The 16954-nt window shown below is 49.8% G+C and carries 19 protein-coding genes; 18 read left to right on the forward strand and 1 reads right to left on the reverse strand.

The genetic code is table 11. The annotated features are described in order from the left end of the window. Positions 1-178: 178 nt before the first annotated feature. Positions 179-1804 (forward strand): PASTA domain-containing protein, encoded by a 1626-nt coding sequence (locus R2I50_RS02830; protein ID WP_316607589.1) that lies wholly within the window; start codon positions 179-181, stop codon positions 1802-1804. A gap of 212 nt (positions 1805-2016) precedes the next feature. On the opposite strand, the gene R2I50_RS02835 is transcribed toward R2I50_RS02830, so the two are convergent. Then, a complete protein-coding gene (locus tag R2I50_RS02835; RefSeq protein ID WP_316607591.1) occupies positions 2017-2682 on the reverse strand; it encodes a helix-turn-helix domain-containing protein in 666 nt (221 codons plus the stop codon). A gap of 62 nt (positions 2683-2744) precedes the next feature. Between R2I50_RS02835 and R2I50_RS02840 the strand changes: the two genes are divergently transcribed. From R2I50_RS02840 to R2I50_RS02920, 17 genes are all read left to right on the forward strand, one after another. Beyond that, entirely contained in the window at positions 2745-3374 is a 630-nt protein-coding gene (locus R2I50_RS02840; protein ID WP_316607592.1) for a histidine phosphatase family protein, read from the forward strand. A 126-nt stretch (positions 3375-3500) separates the two neighbouring features. Next, a complete protein-coding gene (locus tag R2I50_RS02845) occupies positions 3501-4394 on the forward strand; it encodes a MurR/RpiR family transcriptional regulator (protein ID WP_316607593.1) in 894 nt (297 codons plus the stop codon). Continuing rightward, entirely contained in the window at positions 4384-5619 is a 1236-nt protein-coding gene (locus R2I50_RS02850) for an NAD(P)/FAD-dependent oxidoreductase (RefSeq protein ID WP_316607594.1), read from the forward strand. The genes R2I50_RS02845 and R2I50_RS02850 overlap by 11 nt, the downstream gene beginning before the upstream one ends. Before the next feature lie 46 nt (positions 5620-5665). Beyond that, entirely contained in the window at positions 5666-6334 is a 669-nt protein-coding gene (cmk, locus tag R2I50_RS02855; RefSeq protein WP_316607595.1) for a (d)CMP kinase, read from the forward strand. Beyond that, positions 6331-6948: a lysophospholipid acyltransferase family protein gene (locus R2I50_RS02860; RefSeq protein WP_316607596.1), complete on the forward strand. Its 618-nt coding sequence runs from the start codon at positions 6331-6333 to the stop codon at positions 6946-6948. The genes cmk and R2I50_RS02860 overlap by 4 nt, the downstream gene beginning before the upstream one ends. Beyond that, the gene (locus R2I50_RS02865) at positions 6941-9031 is read left to right on the forward strand and encodes a bifunctional 4-hydroxy-3-methylbut-2-enyl diphosphate reductase/30S ribosomal protein S1 (protein WP_316607597.1); all 2091 of its coding nucleotides are present in this window, start codon (positions 6941-6943) and stop codon (positions 9029-9031) included. Before R2I50_RS02860 ends, R2I50_RS02865 begins: the two co-directional genes overlap by 8 nt. Before the next feature lie 119 nt (positions 9032-9150). Continuing rightward, a complete protein-coding gene (locus R2I50_RS02870) occupies positions 9151-9702 on the forward strand; it encodes a TIGR01440 family protein (protein WP_316607598.1) in 552 nt (183 codons plus the stop codon). A gap of 7 nt (positions 9703-9709) precedes the next feature. Then, complete coding sequence (locus R2I50_RS02875; protein WP_316607599.1) at positions 9710-10285, forward strand: hydrolase; 576 nt, start codon at positions 9710-9712, stop codon at positions 10283-10285. A 3-nt stretch (positions 10286-10288) separates the two neighbouring features. Then, positions 10289-12268, forward strand: coding sequence for an NAD-dependent DNA ligase LigA (ligA, locus tag R2I50_RS02880; protein ID WP_316607600.1), 1980 nt, complete (start codon positions 10289-10291; stop codon positions 12266-12268). A gap of 110 nt (positions 12269-12378) precedes the next feature. After that, complete coding sequence (locus R2I50_RS02885; protein WP_316607601.1) at positions 12379-13308, forward strand: hypothetical protein; 930 nt, start codon at positions 12379-12381, stop codon at positions 13306-13308. Beyond that, the gene (locus R2I50_RS02890) at positions 13301-13768 is read left to right on the forward strand and encodes a stage III sporulation protein AB (RefSeq protein WP_316607602.1); all 468 of its coding nucleotides are present in this window, start codon (positions 13301-13303) and stop codon (positions 13766-13768) included. The genes R2I50_RS02885 and R2I50_RS02890 overlap by 8 nt, the downstream gene beginning before the upstream one ends. Positions 13769-13795: 27 nt before the next feature. After that, complete coding sequence (gene spoIIIAC, locus R2I50_RS02895) at positions 13796-13990, forward strand: stage III sporulation protein AC (protein WP_316607642.1); 195 nt, start codon at positions 13796-13798, stop codon at positions 13988-13990. Continuing rightward, positions 13990-14382: a stage III sporulation AC/AD family protein gene (locus R2I50_RS02900; RefSeq protein ID WP_316607604.1), complete on the forward strand. Its 393-nt coding sequence runs from the start codon at positions 13990-13992 to the stop codon at positions 14380-14382. Before spoIIIAC ends, R2I50_RS02900 begins: the two co-directional genes overlap by 1 nt. Beyond that, complete coding sequence (locus tag R2I50_RS02905; RefSeq protein ID WP_316607605.1) at positions 14379-15479, forward strand: hypothetical protein; 1101 nt, start codon at positions 14379-14381, stop codon at positions 15477-15479. The genes R2I50_RS02900 and R2I50_RS02905 overlap by 4 nt, the downstream gene beginning before the upstream one ends. Continuing rightward, positions 15476-15961, forward strand: a complete 486-nt coding sequence (locus tag R2I50_RS02910) for a stage III sporulation protein AF (protein ID WP_316607606.1) — start codon at positions 15476-15478, stop codon at positions 15959-15961. The genes R2I50_RS02905 and R2I50_RS02910 overlap by 4 nt, the downstream gene beginning before the upstream one ends. After that, positions 15954-16355: a hypothetical protein gene (locus tag R2I50_RS02915; RefSeq protein ID WP_316607608.1), complete on the forward strand. Its 402-nt coding sequence runs from the start codon at positions 15954-15956 to the stop codon at positions 16353-16355. The genes R2I50_RS02910 and R2I50_RS02915 overlap by 8 nt, the downstream gene beginning before the upstream one ends. A gap of 9 nt (positions 16356-16364) precedes the next feature. Next, positions 16365-16907 (forward strand): SpoIIIAH-like family protein, encoded by a 543-nt coding sequence (locus R2I50_RS02920; RefSeq protein ID WP_316607609.1) that lies wholly within the window; start codon positions 16365-16367, stop codon positions 16905-16907. The last annotated feature ends 47 nt before the right edge of the window (positions 16908-16954 follow it).

The following is a 16954-nucleotide window of genomic DNA, read 5'->3' on the forward strand; positions in this document are numbered from 1 at the left end:
TAATACAGGTGCAATGTGCCGAAAACTGTCATAAATATTTATTCAGTTTTTACAATATTGTAACATCATATTTCTTTATTAGCCTTGATTATGAGCTTTTACTTGTGCTATAATTGTTTGGAAAATTGACTCAGTATGACTTTTGATTAGAATATCAACGATTTAGGGGGACAACGAAATGCCTTTGTGTATGGGTTGCTTAAATGAGATTCCCGCCGCTGATTCCGTATGTGAAACCTGCGGTTTTAATAATGCAGAGAAGCAGTCTGCGCCGTTTTTACCATACGGCACGGTGCTGAATAATAAATATGTAGTCGCCAAAAACCTCGAGACAAACGGCGAGAGCACACGTTATCTCGGCTATGATAAAGAAACCGGCACTGTTTTATCGATCCGCGAGTTTTTGCCGATCGGACTTTTTGACAGAAATCAGGATGAAACCGCCCTGTATGTCGAACCCGGGGACAGAGCCGACTTTGATAAGGCGCTGTCGGATTTTCGCGCCTATTATGAAACGGTTAATACACTCAGCGTTAAGAGCGCGATGATCGAGATCGTCGATCTGTTTTCCGAGAACAATACCGCATATGTGATAGAGGAGAACGATGATCTGCTTTCCTTTACCGAGTATGTGGAACACAGCGGCGGTCATCTTGAGTGGGATTCCGCTCGCCCGCTGTTCATGCCGATCATCACCCTGATTGAGAATCTCCACAAGCTCGGAGTCGGTCATTACGCCGTATCGCCCTCTAACCTGTATGTTACCGCTGCCGGAAAGCTCAAGCTCGGCGGGTTCAGCACCGAGAACGAGCGCAAGCGCGGCACGATGCTGAAATCTCAGCTCTACAGCGGCTGTGCCGCTCCCGAACAGTACTTGGATAATTCTGCGCTTGATTCCGCGACGGATATCTACGGTCTGACCGCTACGTTGTTTTATGCGCTGACCGGTAATCTGCCTGCTAACGCGAAGGAGCGTGAGAAGGACGCGCGTCTCTTGATCAGTACGACGACCGTAAAGCGTCTGCCGCCCCATGTCGTGACCGCTCTCGCTAACGGTCTGCAGATGAAGAGCGATCAGCGTATCGCTGATTTTGATGAACTCAGAGCGCAGCTCTCTGTATCTTCAACCGTTCAGGCAATCCAGGATGAGATCTCCCGCACCGCGAGTATGACGCCTATCAAGACTGAGGGCGAACGCACACAGTCCGGTGTAAATCCTACCGCCGTCGGATTAGTCGCGACCATTGTCGCGCTGCTGCTGTTTTCTGCGATCGGTCTGTTCTGGCTGCCGACGAACCCGATGATGGGTCTGTTTACAAACGGTTCTACCGCGCCGATGACCGTTGCGCCTCCAACCGAGTCATGGACGGGCCCTGTCATGACCAACTATGTCGGTCAGAAATATGAGGACGTCGTCAAGGCGTTCCAGGGAAAGGTCAAGAAGAGCGCCGACGGTGAGTTCAGCGATACGGTTCCCAAGGGCAACATTATCTCTCAGGAACCTCCCGCAGGCGATCCGATCGTCAGCGATTCCGACAATATCCTGTACGTTGTCGTCAGCAAGGGTCCGCAGATGACCGCTCTTCCCGATGTTGTCGGCAAGTCGTCTACCGCTGCAGCCGAGGAGATCACGGGCTTGGGTCTGGTGGCTCTCATGGATGTGGATTACAGCGATACCGTTGCAGAGGGCAAGGTTATCGAATACGTAAGCCATAAGGCGGGCGACAAGGTCGAATCCGGTTCCGAGATCACCATCAAGGTTTCCCGCGGCGCTAAGAAGAATACAACTGCTGCCGATAATTAATACTAATCCTTAATAAAAACCTTTATCATCTATTGCGCTAAATTCCGCATAGCTGTGTTGGACTCCTTGACAGGCGACAGCCTGCCGGCGTCGTCCGCCTTGCTCTGCGAAATTTATCACTAATATCTGATTAAATCTTTTTATCAAGGATTAGTATAACGACAGACGTGTATAAGATCAGGTGGGTCGCTTGACCCACCTGTTATGTTTATTTAGTATTTGATTTTTGAAAGTGTGTTTTCCGCCTGACGGATGACGTTGAAGATCTCGCCCGCTGAGTCGGGGTATTCTTCAGCGAGCTTTTCGGGAGATAATTCGAGCGTTCCGATCGTTTTGAGATAACTTTCTCCCTCGCTGCTTGTCATGTTTTCGATATCTGCGAAGCATTTGGATATAGCCGAGCTGCTGTAGCCGCTGTATATGCTTTTCGGAATGGTGAACAGATCGTCGGGGTTATTGCTGTTCGACGAATATAAACACCGGAAGATGCGATAAACGCTCAGCATGAAGTAGTTGCTGACAGTTCTGTCCATGCGTCGGTTCTTTGCTGTGGCAGAGATATCGTAGATCACCCGCAGCATACTGCCGATCAGTCTTCGGCTGACGATCTGCGCGGCATTTTGTATCTTTGATTCCGTCTCCTGAGGTTTCTCGCTGAGGTCATATTCGCGGTCTACCGTTCTGCCCAGCAGATAATCGCAGCTGACGTTATAATAATCTGCAACCCTTACGACAAAGTCGAGCCCGCACTGACGGATACCCTTCTCATAATGAGAAAGCAGTGCTTGCGAGATACCCAGCTCCTGTGCCGCTTGCTTTTGACTTAGATTGCGTTCTTTTCTCAAAAACGTAATAATACGTGCGAAGTCACGGTTCATTATATCACTCCTTATACAATCAGTATAAACTATAATCTACAATTTGTAAAGTAGGTGCGATTATGAAATCTTATTATATTCATATGATTCGTCACGGTGCTATCAGCCCGACTTTAAACGGCAGGTATATCGGCGTAACGGACGTCGGGCTTTCCGATAAAGGTAAAGAAGATTTGAAAAAGCTTGATTCAACCATGGATTATCCGTACGCGAAGGTCGTGTTCTCATCTCCTCTTAAACGCTGTACCGAAACGGCTCGTTTGATCTATCCCGGCGTTGAGCCGCTGGTGATCGATCAGCTCTCGGAATATCACTTCGGTGAATGGGAGAACCGTTCGGCTGACGAGTTAAAGGGTAATGAGAATTTCGCGAAGTGGCTCGCGGGCGACAACTCCGTCAAGCCGCCGAGAGGGGAGAGCAGCGCCGATTTCACTCGACGCATCTGTATCATGTTCGAGAGTATCGTTGACGGACTGATCAAGACCGGCAACACCGACGCGGCGATCATCACCCACGGCGGCGTCATGAATACCTTGCTTGCCGTCTACGGACTGCCTCAGGCAAAGCCCTTTGACTGGGCTTGCGACAACGGATACGGCTACTCGCTCCGTATCACGCCCGCTCTCTGGATGCGCGATAAAGTCGCGGAAGTATATCAGCAGATACCGGTTATCAGAGCCGAGGACGACTGATATCTGCGATTATGCAGTTTTATGTTGAAAAAATTTCATAAACCCGCAGAATTTGACAAAATATTATTGTATTTTGCAAGTAGATGTGATAAAATGAAAGATGGTTTATGAAATGAGTGTGATAATATGGTATCAAATCTGTTAGTCAGGATCGATCTGTCGCGCAAGACCTTCTCGAAGGGTCAGCGCCGTATCGCTTCCTATATAGAGGAGCATTATGATGAGGCGGCTTTTATGACTGCCGCCAAGCTCGGTGAGGTCGTCGGGGTGAGCGAGAGTACCGTGGTGCGTTTCGCGACCCAGATCGGCTACGAGGGCTATCCCTATCTGCAGAAGGCGATGCAGGAGATGATCCGCGATAAGCTGAACTCGATGCAGCGCATCGAGGTGACCACCGGTCGAATCGGTAACGACGATGTTGTCGAGAGTGTTCTTAATCAGGATATCGACAAGATCAAGCGCACCATCGACGAGATCTCCCGAGAGGATTTTAAAAAGACTGTCGACGCGATCATCAACGCGGAGAATATCTATGTGTTCGGTGTGAAGTCCGCTTCCCATATTGCCGGATTTCTTGCGTATTATCTCGATTTGATATTCGGCAACGTCCATGTTCTGGATTCCACTTCAAAAACGACCACCTTTGAAAAGTTATTCCGTATCTCCGACAAGGATGTCATTATCGGCATCAGCTTCCCGCGTTATTCTACGATGGCGGTCGAAGCGATGAGCTTTGCCCATGATCGCGGCGCCCAGGTTGTCGCGATCACCGACAGCATGATCTCCCCGCTGGTCGCGAACGCCGACGAAGTACTGTTGGCTCGCTCGGATATCGCCTCTGTCGTTGATACCCTCGTTGCTCCGCTCAGCCTGATAAACGCGCTGTTGGTCGCGATCGTTATCGAACGCAAGGATGAGATCATCCAAACCTTCGCGGCTTTGGAAGAGGTGTGGAAGGAACAGAACGTTTATGCTCTGGGTAATACGGAGAAAGCGGCTGAGGATAATAATGAAAACTGATGTGATCGTGATCGGCGCAGGCCCCTCGGGAATGATGGCGGCAGGTACCGCCGCAGAGAACGGCGCCCGTGTTAAGCTGCTCGAGAAGAATCAGCGCGTCGGAAGGAAGCTTGCCATAACCGGTAAGGGCAGATGTAATATCACGAATTTCTGTGACAATGATGAGTTCATCTCTCATGTGACCGCGAATCCGCGTTTTTTGTACAGTTCCATCAACAACTTTTCCTGTTACGATACTGTAGCGTTTTTTGAAAATCGCGGTCTGCGAACCAAGGTAGAACGCGGCAACCGTGTTTTTCCCGAGTCTGACAAGGCAGCGGATGTGGTCGATACCCTCTGTGATTGGCTCTCTGAGCTCGGCGTAGAGATCATCCGCCGTGAGGCAAAGGGCTTGCTGATCGAGAACGGCTGTATCAAGGGCGTTCGTCTGAATGACGGCGAGATTTTCGCGGACAGTGTGATTGTCGCCTGCGGAGGATTATCCTACAAGGCGACCGGTTCTACCGGCGACGGCTACACCTTCGCAAAAGCGGCGGGTCACACCATTACACCGCTGCTTCCGTCCCTTGTCCCGCTGAATACCATCGATGCGGATATTCCCGGACTTCAAGGCCTTTCACTGAAAAATGTCAGTCTCACTGTGATTGACCGTAAAATAAATAAAGAGATATATTCAGACTTCGGTGAGATGCTGTTCACGCATTTCGGCATCTCCGGTCCGATGGTGCTCTCGGCAAGCGCGAATATGCGCGATATGTCGCCGAACCGATATACCGTTATCATTGACCTGAAACCCGCTTTGGACAGAATAACGCTGGACAAGCGGCTTCTGCGCGATCTCTCTGCGTTTTCTAACAAGGATATGATCAATTCGCTTGGATCGCTTTTGCCGAAGAAGCTGATTCCCGTTGTGCTTGACCGTGCGGATATCCCTCCCCATACAAAATGCCGCGAAGTGACTGCTGCACAGCGCAAGTCGCTGTTGGATATACTTAAGGCATTTAAGGCGGAGATCCGCTCCTTTCGTCCGATCAATGAAGCGATCGTTACCCATGGCGGGGTGGACGTCAAGGATGTCGATCCCCGCACCATGCAGAGTAAGCTCGTCAAGGGGCTGTACTTTGCGGGAGAGGTACTCGATCTGGACGCTTATACCGGCGGATTCAATCTGCAGATCGCCTATGCTACCGGCAGATTAGCCGGACAAAACGCTGCTGTAAAGTAATTGTTATCAAATACCGGTCGCTGACCGTTGTTATTAAGGAGTAATTATGTCTATCGCTATTGCTATCGACGGCCCCGCAGGCGCGGGTAAATCAACCATTGCCCGCCTTGCCGCTAAGGAACTCGGCTTCATCTATGTGGATACCGGCGCTCTGTACCGTGCGATCGGACTCGCCGCTTCTCGCAGAGGCTTTTCTAAAGAAAGTCAATCGGATATCATTTCGATGCTTGATATGATTCGGGTGGAGCTGTCCTTTAATGATAAGGGCGAACAGATCGTTCTGCTTGACGGTGAAGACGTCAGCGGACTGATCCGCACCCCAGAGATATCGATGATGGCGTCTGCTGTCTCGGCGATCCCGGAGGTCAGAGCCTTTCTGCTGGATCTCCAGCGCGATATGGCGCACACCGAGAACGTTATTATGGACGGCAGAGATATCGGCACGGTCGTCCTCCCCGACGCGAAGCTGAAGATCTTCCTGTCGGCGTCTCCCGAGTGCAGAGCGCGCCGCCGCTATGACGAGCTGATCGAGAAGGGTATGGATGTGAAATACGAGGATATCCTGAGCGACGTGATCGAGCGCGATTATGCCGATTCCCACCGAGAGATCGCTCCGTTGAAGCCTGCCGAAGGCGCCGTGATCGTCGATACCTCCGGCGAGGATCTCGAGACTTCCGTCAATAAACTACTGAATATCATGAGGGAACATATATGAAACGCAATCATTTCTACTTTTTCTGGAGAGGCTTTCTGAAACCGTTTTTCTTTTTGGTTCATCGCATGAAATATATCGGCGTCGAAAATGTACCCGCTGAGGGTTCGTATATCCTCGCCTCTAATCACCGTCTTGCGTCCGACCCGATCATTATGGGTATGGGTCTTAAGCGTCAGGTACTCTTCATGGCGAAAGAGGAGCTTTTCCAAAATAAGTTCCTCAACTGGTTCATGCGTAAGTTAGGCGCATTTCCGGTCGGCAGAGGTAAAGCCGATACCTCCTCCATCCGTCACTTCGAGAAGGCGGTGGAGGACGGTAATCTGATCGGTATTTTTATCGAAGGTACCCGATCGAAGGACGGCGAATTTCTACCCCCTAAGAACGGCGTCAGCCTGATCGCGTGGGATACCAAGACCCCCGTTATCCCGATCTGTCATACCGCTATCAACGGCAGATTCGTCATGCACTACGGCAAGCCGCTGTCGCTTGAGGATATGGGCTTTGATAAGGGCGGCGCCCGCGAGTTCCGCAACGCCAGCCGCGTCATCATGGATCATATCAAGGCGCTGCGCGAAGAGGATCTTGCAGCAGCCGGGGTTAAGAATAATGGCTGAGATCATTGTCGCTGAGTCCGCAGGGTTCTGCTTCGGTGTGAATCGTGCTGTAGATATTGCTTTTAACATAGCCCGGGAGAAGAAGGGCGGCTGCACGTTCGGACCGATCATCCATAATAAAGAATTGGTCAAGGAGCTCGGCGAGATGGGCGTTGTATCCGTCGATTCAATTGATGAGATCAACGGCAGGGAACCGGTCATCATTCGCTCTCACGGCGTCAAACGTGATATTTACGCCCGGCTCAGGGAGATGGGGCTTGATTATATAGACGCGACTTGTCCTTTTGTGTCGAAGATACATCGCATCGTCTATAAAATGAGCTCAAAGGGTTATACCGTTCTGATAGCGGGCGACGAGAATCACCCCGAGGTACAGGGGATCCTCTCGAACTGTGTGAGCAGTTATTATATCTTTCAAAATGAACATGATCTGGAGGAATTGGATAATATTATTCCCTCAGAGAAAAAAAATTGCATTTGCGTGGTTGCTCAAACAACCTTTAACAAAAAAATATGGCAAAATTGTTTAAAAATTTTGAAAAAACTATATACAAATGCCAAAATATTTGATACAATATGTAATGCTACGTCAAAGAGACAGGTCGAGGCACATTCTCTGTCACAGCGATGCGACTGTATGATCGTCATCGGCGACCGCTCGAGTTCCAATACAAGTAAGCTTTATCAGATTTGTAAGAACAACTGCGGGCGCAGCTATATGATTGAAACAGCTGACGAACTGAAAACGGAGATGTTTGCCGACGCTGAGTTGATTGGCGTAACTGCCGGCGCTTCTACACCGGAAAGGATTATAAAGGAGGTACTGGATACAATGAGTGAAAACATCACATCCAGCGTAAACGAAACTGAAAACTTTGAAGAGATGTTAGAAGAATCTCTGAAGAGTTTGAACACTAATGAAAGGGTTATGGGTACTGTCGCGAGCATTACACCGAACGAGGTGTATGTCGAGGTCGACGGCAGAAAGCAGACTGGCTTTATCCCATTTGACGAGTTATCATCCACTCCGATTCAGAGCGCCGATGAAGTTGTCAAGGTCGGCGATCGTGTAGAACTGCTGATTATGAAGACCAACGACGTTGAGGGTACCATCATGCTCTCCAAGCGCAGAGTAGACGCCCAGAAGGGCTTTGAGGAGATGCAGAAGGCATACGATGAGAAGCAGGTCCTGACCGGTCTTGTCACCGAGGTCGTCTCCGGCGGCGTTATCGTCGTTTCCAACGATATCCGCGTATTTGTCCCCGCTTCTCAGGCTTCTATCGAGCGTGACGCGAATCTCGAGGAGCTCAAGGGTCAGGAGGTTCAGTTCCGTCTGATCGAGTTCTCTCAGCGCGGCAGAAGAAGAAAGATCATCGGCTCTATCAAGAGCGTTCTCCGCGATGAGCTCAACGCGAAGCGTGCTCAGTTCTGGGAGACCTGTGAGGTCGGTAAAACCTATACCGGCGTAGTCCGTACCCTGACTTCCTACGGCGCTTTCGTAGATCTCGGCGGCGTATCGGGTATGATCCATATCTCCGAGCTGTCATGGCTGCGTATCAAGCATCCGAGCGAGGTCGTCAACGTAGGCGATACTGTTGAGGTTTACATCAAAGACATCAATACCGAGACCAAGAAGATTTCTCTTGGTTACAAAAAGACCGAGGACAATCCTTGGGTCATCCTTGAGAGAGATTATCCTGTCGGCACCGTTGTCAAGGCGAAGGTCGTCGGTTTGACCGCTTTCGGCGCATTTGCCAACATTATCCCCGGTATCGACGGTCTGATCCACATTTCTCAGATCTCCAACAAGCGTATCGAGAAGCCCGCTGACGAGCTTGCTGTCGGCGATGAGGTAGAGGCTAAGATCACCGGCATCGACTTTGAGAAGAAGCGTGTCAGCCTGTCCATCCGTGCACTGCTGCCCGATGATTCTCAGCCCGCTCCCGTTGTTGAGGAAGAGGATGAGGTCGTAGCAGTTGTTGAGCCCGACGCTGAGCCCGTTATCCGCGAGCTCGAGGACGAGGTTCCCGCTGAGGTTGAGGCGCCCGCTGAGGCCGAGGCTCCCGCTGAGGACGCTGAATAATTGATTATCTGCGGGTATCCGGTAGGATACCCGCTTTTTCTTTATTAGTCTGTATCAGAATATTATTATTGAAATAATTTGATATGATATAATTAAAAATATGAATAGGATGTGATAACATGTTTGAACAGATCACAAAGGATACAAACGCGGTCTTTACTCAGCTGATCGAGACCGCGAAGCTGCACGAGGGCTCGATTGTCGTGCTCGGCTGCTCCACAAGCGAGGTCGGCGGAGACCGTATCGGTACACACTCCAGTATGGATATTGCCGCGGCGATCTATGACGGCTTTTTTGACATGCTGAAAGAGAAGGGTATCTATCTGGCGGCTCAGTGCTGTGAGCATTTGAACCGAGCCTTAGTCATTGAACGTGAACTGGCTGTGAAGTTGAATCTTCCGATCGTCAATGCTGTTCCTCAGCCTAAGGCGGGCGGCAGCAGCGCAACTACGGCGTATGCTCGTTTTGACGATCCGGTGATTGTTGAGCGTATTAAAGCTGACGCAGGCGTCGATATCGGCGGAACGCTGATCGGTATGCATCTGAAAGAGACTGCTGTACCGCTGCGCTTGCCGCAGAAGAAGATCGGCGAAGCATTCGTTGCGTCTGCCCGAACCAGAGCAAAGTTCATCGGCGGCGCTCGCGCTGTTTATAATGAAGATTTATTGTGAGGCTTATATGACTGCGAAAGAAGAATTTATTCAGATATATAATGAATCTATCACCCGCCGCGGCGCTTCGGAGCTGTTGGAATGGATACAAAAGACCGATTTCTTTACCGCTCCCGCCAGTACAAAGTACCACTGTGCCTGTGAGAATGGTCTGGTTATGCATTCGGTCAGCGTTTTCCGTACGATGGTCGAAAAGCACTTTGATGAAGAGAGCGACAGTATGGAGAGCTTTGCGATTTGCGCGCTGCTCCATGATTTGTGTAAGGCGCAATTTTACAAGGTTTCGTCCCGTAATGTGAAGAATGAAGAGACCGGACAGTGGGAAAAGGTGCCTTTCTACGCGATTGAAGATACTTTTCCTTACGGACACGGTGAAAAGAGCGTTTTCCTTATCGAGCGCTTCATGCGCTTGAAGCTGGATGAAGCGATGGCGATCCGCTGGCATATGGGCGGTTTCGACGACAATAACGGTATGTATGTCAGCAAGGCTTATGACAAATATCCGTTGGCGGTCAAGCTTCATCTTGCCGATCTCGAGAGCACTTATCTCAGAGAGAAAGGCACTTCCTCGGTGCGCAGGTGATCTATGGATTTTGAAACGTCGAAGAAGCGGGCGATACAGCTCGCTCAGGAGATCAATTATCACAATGACCGCTATTATAATCAGGATGATCCCGAAATATCCGACTTTGAGTATGATATGCTCCTTAGGGAGCTCGAGGATATCGAGGCGAAATATCCCGAGCTGATCACTCCCGATTCACCCACCCAGCGTGTCGGCGGCAACAGGGGAGAGAAGTTCTCTCCCGTTGTGCATAACGTTCCTATGGAAAGCCTTCACGACTCTTTTTCTCCGGATGAGATACGCGATTTTGACCGACGTGTTCGCGAGATGATCCCGAATCCCGAGTATGTTGTCGAGCCGAAATTTGACGGCTTGTCGGTTTCCTGCGAATATCGTAACGGTGTATTTGTACGCGGCTCGACACGAGGCGACGGTACAACGGGAGAGGATGTTACCGAGAACCTCATGACCATCAAGAGTCTGCCGAAGCGAATAAAGAACGCTCCCGCCTTTCTTGAAGTCAGGGGTGAGGTCTATATGTCCGTCGCGACCTTCGAGCGGATCGTCGCCGAACAGGAGAATAACGGAGAGAAACCGTTTAAGAATCCCCGTAACGCGGCGGCGGGATCCCTCAGACAGAAGGACGCGAAGATCACCGCAAAGCGCGATCTGGATATCTTTGTTTTCAATATTCAGGCGTCTGAGGGTTATGAGCCCGTAACGCATGTTCAGTCGTTGGATTATCTGACAGAGCTCGGTTTCCCGACCGCGTTCTATCATAGCTTTGATGATATTGACGATGTTCTTGCTGAGATCGAGCGAATCGACGAGCATCGCGGCGATCTGCCCTGCGATATTGACGGCGCTGTCGTCAAGCTGAATAACCTTTCCGACCGTGTGCTCCTCGGAAGTACGGCGAAGTTTCCCCGTTGGGCGGAGGCGTATAAGTACCCGCCCGAGGAAAAGGAGACTGAGCTGCTTGATATAGAGGTCAATGTCGGTCGAACCGGTGCGATCACGCCGGTCGGTATCTTCAAGCCCGTTTTACTGGCAGGTACGACCGTTTCCCGCGCGACCCTGCACAATGAAGATTTTATCCGTGAGCTGGGCGTCAGTATCGGAGATACCGTGTTGATTCGTAAAGCCGGTGAGATCATTCCCGAGGTGCTTTCCGTCGTTCACCATATTAAGGGTTCTGAGATTTATACGCTGCCTGAGTACTGTCCGTCCTGCGGCAGTAAGCTTGTCAAGGAGGAGGGTGAAGCCGCGACCCGCTGCACCAATACCGAATGTCCCGCACAGCTGCTCCGTCATTTGATTCATTTTGTCTCACGTGACGCAATGGATATCGACGGTCTCGGTCCCGCTGTGCTTGAACAGCTCCTTGACGTCGGTTTGATCAAGAGCTTTACCGATCTGTATCAGCTGAAGTCGGAGGATCTCTCCGCACTGGAGCGCAAGGGTGAAAAGTCTGCCAATAATCTGATTAATGCGATCGAAAAATCGAAGAAGGCGGAGATTAACCGTCTGGTTTACGCGCTTGGCATACGTCATATCGGTGAGAAAGCCGCGAAGCTGTTATGCGAGCATTTTCTCAGTATCGACAGGCTGTTTGATGCTTCCGTCGAGGAAATATCCGCGATCGACGGCTATGGTGAGATCATGGCTCAGTCGGTTTATGATTATTTCCATCTGGAGGGTACAAAGCATCTGATCGACAAGCTCAAGGGGCTGGGCGTCGAGATGAAGCCGTTGCAGGAAAAGCAAAAGGAAGGTATCTTCCTCGGTAAGACCTTCGTTCTGACCGGAACGCTTCCTTCCATGAGCCGAAAAGAGGCGTCCCTTCTGATTGAGAAAAACGGCGGAAAGACTTCTTCCTCCGTATCAAAAAAGACGGATTATGTCCTTGCGGGTGAGGACGCAGGCTCGAAGCTGACTAAGGCGCAATCCCTGGGCGTTACGATTATTTCGGAGGATGAACTTCTCGATATGATCGGATAATTTAATAGTTGTTATAGAATCCCTGTCAGTTTTGGCAGGGATTTTTTTGGTTCTAATCTTGTCCGTATTTACATATGCTGTATTACGACCATAAAATAACGGACGGTGAAATGATGGAGAATAACAGCATTGATGAGATCCTCGAACGACTTCCGGCGCATATTCGTTCGCCGTTACAGCAGTGCAGAAACCTGTATAAAGATAAAGCAACGGAGATCGTACTGCGTTCGGACAGACCTGTGACAGTTTATTGCGGTAAGGATTATTACGGCGTATTGAATTCCGGCGTCATGTCCGACTCGGCTGATAATGCTGATTCGGTAATTTCCTCACACAGCGATATAGAATCAACGATCCTTCGGCTGTGTGACTATTCCGTCTATGCTTACCAGCAGGAGATAAACAGCGGTTATATAACGATCGGCTCCGGTGTGCGCGTCGGACTCAGCGGCAGAGCGGTTGTACAGAACGGAAGGATCACCAATATTCGGGATGTCACGACGCTGAGCTTTCGTATTGCTCGGGATGTGCTCGGCTGTTCCGAAGGCTTGATCGATAAGGTCGACCCGTTAAAAGGTGTTTTGATCTGCGGTGAGCCCGGGAGCGGAAAGACGACCTTGATTCGCGACTATGCGCGACATCTGGGTTATATTCACCGCGTCAGCGTTCTGGACGAGCGCGGTGAGCTGACGGCATATAACAGAGGTGATTTCGGCTTTGATACAGGCTTGTGTGATATCTTTGTCGGTTATCCTAAGGCTCAGGCGGCATACTCGGCGTTACGCAGTATGAGCCCCGAGCTGATCGTCTGTGATGAGCTCGGCGATGAAAATGATTTTCGGATGCTGCAGGATGCTTTGCGCTGCGGTGTTGCCTTCATCGCTTCGGTACATGCGTCCTCGCTCGGCGATTTAGAAAGTCGAAGAACAACAGCGGATTATGTGCGTTCGGGAGCATTCGGCAGTATTGTTTTCCTCAGCGGCAAGGGACAAGTCGGAAGGATCAGAGAAATCATAGAGATCGGTGAAAATAATGATTAAACTCATACTGTGTATATTGATCGTGTTCAGCGGCGCCGTCACGGGCGTGTATTACTCGAGAAGATTATTCAGGCGGCGCGATACGCTTGCTTCATTTTTGTCGCTGTTTCATAAAGCCTCGATCATGATGAAATATGAGGCAGCAGACCTCTGTAAGCTGTTTCATGATAATGCATTTGAGTTTGAATTTCACTATGATGAGCCGTTTGACGTCCAGTGGATGGAGCTGATCGGTCGTTATCGGCCTGTTTTGAAAGAAAAGGATCTGGAGGTTTTGTCTGATTTTATAAAAAACATGGGTTCTACGGATATGGAAAGCCAGCAGAGACATCTCGGTATGTATTCACATCTGTTGGAAGAACAGCTGAAGGAGGCCGGGGAAGAGGTGATCGGTAAAGGCAGGCTGTATCAGGTGCTGCCTCTCTCTGCAGGGATCGTAATATCTCTGCTGTTGATCTAGTGAACGATAATGAAGGACGGTAAAAACATGGATGTTGATATGATATTCAAGATCGCGGCTATCGGTATCATCGTAGCGATACTTAACCAGCTTTTGATTCGCAGCGGACGCGAGGAGCAGGCGCTGCTGACGACAATCGCGGGTCTGGTGGTAGCGTTGATGATGGTGCTCTCTCAAATCAGCGATCTGTTCACAACTATCAAGAATACGTTTGGATTATGATGAATATAATGGCTATCTGCGGCGTAGCTGTCGTTACCGCTGTCCTTGCGCTGATGCTGCGCAGTCAAAGTCCTCACGCCGCGATGATGATGTCGATCGCGGCAGGCATACTGATATTTTTATATGTAATGAACCATATTCCCGATACGCTCTTCGGTATGAGCGATATGCTGAGCAGCAGCGGCGTCGATCCTACAAAGCTAACGATCCTGTTCAAGGTGATGGGCATTTGCTATATCACGGAGTTTACCTGTGACTGCGTTACCGAAGCCGGACTCTTATCGCTTGCGACAAACCTTTCATTTGCGGGAAAGGTGTTGGTATTGCTGTCGTCCTTACCGCTGTTTGAACAGATTATCGGCGTGATACAAACGCTCGGTGGCAGCTCATGAAGCGCATTGTTGTAATCACAATTGTGATATTCGTGCTGTTTTGTCCGTACTGTCATTGTTCGGCTCAGACAGTCCGCTTTGATCGGGAGATAGAACAGCTTGAGGAACAGGCGGAGGATTTATCTCCGCTGAATATAGAATCCGTCGATGATGTGATCAAAAACGGAATCGACGCGATGACTGTATTAAACTGTCTGGGGGAGCTGTTGCGCCGATATATGAATACTCCGTTGTCAGTGCTGCTGCTGATAACAGCGGTCATTATCCTGACCGCGATCGGAGAATCATATACTTATTCGCTCAGATATACGGATACAAAGGAGATCATGAGCGTTGTTGTCTCGTTGTATATCGTCTCTGTATTGATCCTTCCGATCAATCAATTGATTATTGACTTGACCGGGGTAATAAAAACGACGGCAAAGCTGATGCAGGGGTACGGAGCGCTCAGCGCGGGTATGCTCGTGTTTTCCGGACATGTTGTAGATTCTGCGGGCTATTATGCGGCGGTGATGGGCGTATCGGGGGCTTTGACCTGGCTTTCTTCATCGGTGTTGATGCCAATGCTTGAGTTGTTTTTATCTATGTCGGTGTCCTCGGGAATATGTTCACGCTTGAAGCTGAACGGACTTATTGAAATGACGGGAAACACCATGAAGTGGCTGATGACCTTTCTGATGACAGTGTTTACGGCGGTGATCGGACTCAACGGCGCCTTATCCTCGGCAGAAAACTCCTTGGCGGGACGAGCCGCAAAGTTTACGCTGAGTTCACTGATCCCTTTGGTCGGTTCATCTGTAGCGGAAGCGTATCGCACCGTAAAGGGCAGCGTTGATCTATTGAGATCAGGTGCGGGAGTTTTTGTGATTCTCGCTGTGTTTATCGCTTTTGCTCCTCTGCTGATCCGCATACTGCTTTGGTCATTATCGCTCGGTGCGGCGAAGGTTGTACAGGACGCTTTTTCTGTTTCTTCGACAAGATATATCCTGAACGCCTTATCATCGGTTGTTTCCTTACTCAGAGCGGTGACCGTCTCCGTATTGACAGCATTGATCGTTTCAGCGGCGGCAATGCTCAGAGTCGGAGGCGGCGGATGAAAGGATTGGGAGCGTTAGGTGAGGTCGTATGCATGATCTGCGTAGCGGTCAGTATGATATCGGTGCTGATTCCGCAGAAGCGCACACGTCGCGTGATGAGCTTTGTGATCGGACTGTTTTTTGTCGGGAGCTTACTGCAAGGCTTATCCGTATCTCTCGGACAAATCTACGCAGAATTGCCGAAACAGGAAGAAATCACGGTTCCTCGATATTCCGACAAGGATTATAACGACGCGGTCGGTCAGCAGACGGCGGATATCCTTACCGAATCTCTCAATGAACTCCTTAGTAACGAAGGAATCGAGGTACGGGATATCAACATCACATTAAAAATATCCGAACAAGGAAGAATAACCGTGTCCCGCGTCGTCATATATATGAATGAACCGTTTGCCGATCGGGCAGGCGACGTAAGAAGTATCATATACAGGAATGTTTCAAAGGAGCCGGAGATATATGTGGAAGGGAAAAGGATTGAATGAACTGCTTACGGATAAACGGATTGTCAGAACATCGGTCATTATCGGCACTGCTGCAATACTACTGATTCTGCTGACGTCGGTGGTCGATCTGAATTCGGATAAAAGCGCTGCCGCAGCCGAACAGTATGCCGACCGTACCGAGCACAGGCTTCTGGATATCGTCACACAGATAGAGGGCGTAGGAAAGGCACAGATATTCTTAACAATGGATAACGGCGGTGAAAGCGTCTATTTGAAGAATACCGATACAAAAACCGTCAGTATCGAGCCGAAGGTACGCGGCGTTGTCGTGGTATGTGACGGAGGGGACGATCCTGTCGTCGTATCCCGCGTGATGGACGCCGTTACCAAGGCGCTGAACATCCGATCGGATAAAGTTTGTATTACAAAATAGGAGGATATTATGAAGATCAAAAAACAACATATTCTGGTATCTGCACTGGTGCTCGCACTTGGAGCGGCGGTATATCTGAACTGGCATTTTTCCGGAACGCCGCTGATCTCACCCAGCTCAAAAGAGCTTGGCGCTGCGACCTATGTAAGCAAGGAAGCGAAGGCTACAACCGACGAGATCAAGACAACTTCACGGGATATGACTCCGGAACAGAAGCTTGCAAAAGCCCGGACCGAACGCGCTCAAGCGCAGGATCAGGTGTTGGAAGAATCGAAAACGATTCTTCAAGCGTCGGACAGCTCGGATGAAGCGAAAGCGGAAGCAGTCAAAGCGGCTACCGCGATCGAAGAACGCATACTCGCTCAAAATAATATTGAAAGTATCTTATCCGCTAAAGGTTTCTCCGACGCTTTATGTTATGCCTCCGATAAGGGCTGTACCGTAACGGTCAGAAAAGCAGATCTGAAGGACGATTCGCCGCTCATTATCAAGGACGCCGTTATGTCGCAGCTGAAAGTCGAATTCAATGATATCGTGATCGTCGAGTTATAAAAAGAAGTCATCCTCAATGCTGTTGAGGATGACTTCATCATATTTCA

Origin of the sequence: uncultured Ruminococcus sp. (assembly GCA_902785355.1) — a bacterium.
GTDB lineage: Bacteria > Bacillota > Clostridia > Oscillospirales > Acutalibacteraceae > Ruminococcoides.

What these genes read in the sequence shown, in the direction of transcription:
- R2I50_RS02830 (WP_316607589.1), top strand. Translation starts at nt 179, where the DNA reads ATGCCTTTGTGTATGGGTTGCTTAAATGAGATTCCCGCCGCTGATTCC.
- R2I50_RS02835 (WP_316607591.1), bottom strand. Translation starts at nt 2,682, where the DNA reads ATGAACCGTGACTTCGCACGTATTATTACGTTTTTGAGAAAAGAACGC.
- R2I50_RS02840 (WP_316607592.1), top strand. Translation starts at nt 2,745, where the DNA reads ATGAAATCTTATTATATTCATATGATTCGTCACGGTGCTATCAGCCCG.
- R2I50_RS02845 (WP_316607593.1), top strand. Translation starts at nt 3,501, where the DNA reads ATGGTATCAAATCTGTTAGTCAGGATCGATCTGTCGCGCAAGACCTTC.
- R2I50_RS02850 (WP_316607594.1), top strand. Translation starts at nt 4,384, where the DNA reads ATGAAAACTGATGTGATCGTGATCGGCGCAGGCCCCTCGGGAATGATG.
- cmk (WP_316607595.1), top strand. Translation starts at nt 5,666, where the DNA reads ATGTCTATCGCTATTGCTATCGACGGCCCCGCAGGCGCGGGTAAATCA.
- R2I50_RS02860 (WP_316607596.1), top strand. Translation starts at nt 6,331, where the DNA reads ATGAAACGCAATCATTTCTACTTTTTCTGGAGAGGCTTTCTGAAACCG.
- R2I50_RS02865 (WP_316607597.1), top strand. Translation starts at nt 6,941, where the DNA reads ATGGCTGAGATCATTGTCGCTGAGTCCGCAGGGTTCTGCTTCGGTGTG.
- R2I50_RS02870 (WP_316607598.1), top strand. Translation starts at nt 9,151, where the DNA reads ATGTTTGAACAGATCACAAAGGATACAAACGCGGTCTTTACTCAGCTG.
- R2I50_RS02875 (WP_316607599.1), top strand. Translation starts at nt 9,710, where the DNA reads ATGACTGCGAAAGAAGAATTTATTCAGATATATAATGAATCTATCACC.
- ligA (WP_316607600.1), top strand. Translation starts at nt 10,289, where the DNA reads ATGGATTTTGAAACGTCGAAGAAGCGGGCGATACAGCTCGCTCAGGAG.
- R2I50_RS02885 (WP_316607601.1), top strand. Translation starts at nt 12,379, where the DNA reads ATGATGGAGAATAACAGCATTGATGAGATCCTCGAACGACTTCCGGCG.
- R2I50_RS02890 (WP_316607602.1), top strand. Translation starts at nt 13,301, where the DNA reads ATGATTAAACTCATACTGTGTATATTGATCGTGTTCAGCGGCGCCGTC.
- spoIIIAC (WP_316607642.1), top strand. Translation starts at nt 13,796, where the DNA reads ATGGATGTTGATATGATATTCAAGATCGCGGCTATCGGTATCATCGTA.
- R2I50_RS02900 (WP_316607604.1), top strand. Translation starts at nt 13,990, where the DNA reads ATGAATATAATGGCTATCTGCGGCGTAGCTGTCGTTACCGCTGTCCTT.
- R2I50_RS02905 (WP_316607605.1), top strand. Translation starts at nt 14,379, where the DNA reads ATGAAGCGCATTGTTGTAATCACAATTGTGATATTCGTGCTGTTTTGT.
- R2I50_RS02910 (WP_316607606.1), top strand. Translation starts at nt 15,476, where the DNA reads ATGAAAGGATTGGGAGCGTTAGGTGAGGTCGTATGCATGATCTGCGTA.
- R2I50_RS02920 (WP_316607609.1), top strand. Translation starts at nt 16,365, where the DNA reads ATGAAGATCAAAAAACAACATATTCTGGTATCTGCACTGGTGCTCGCA.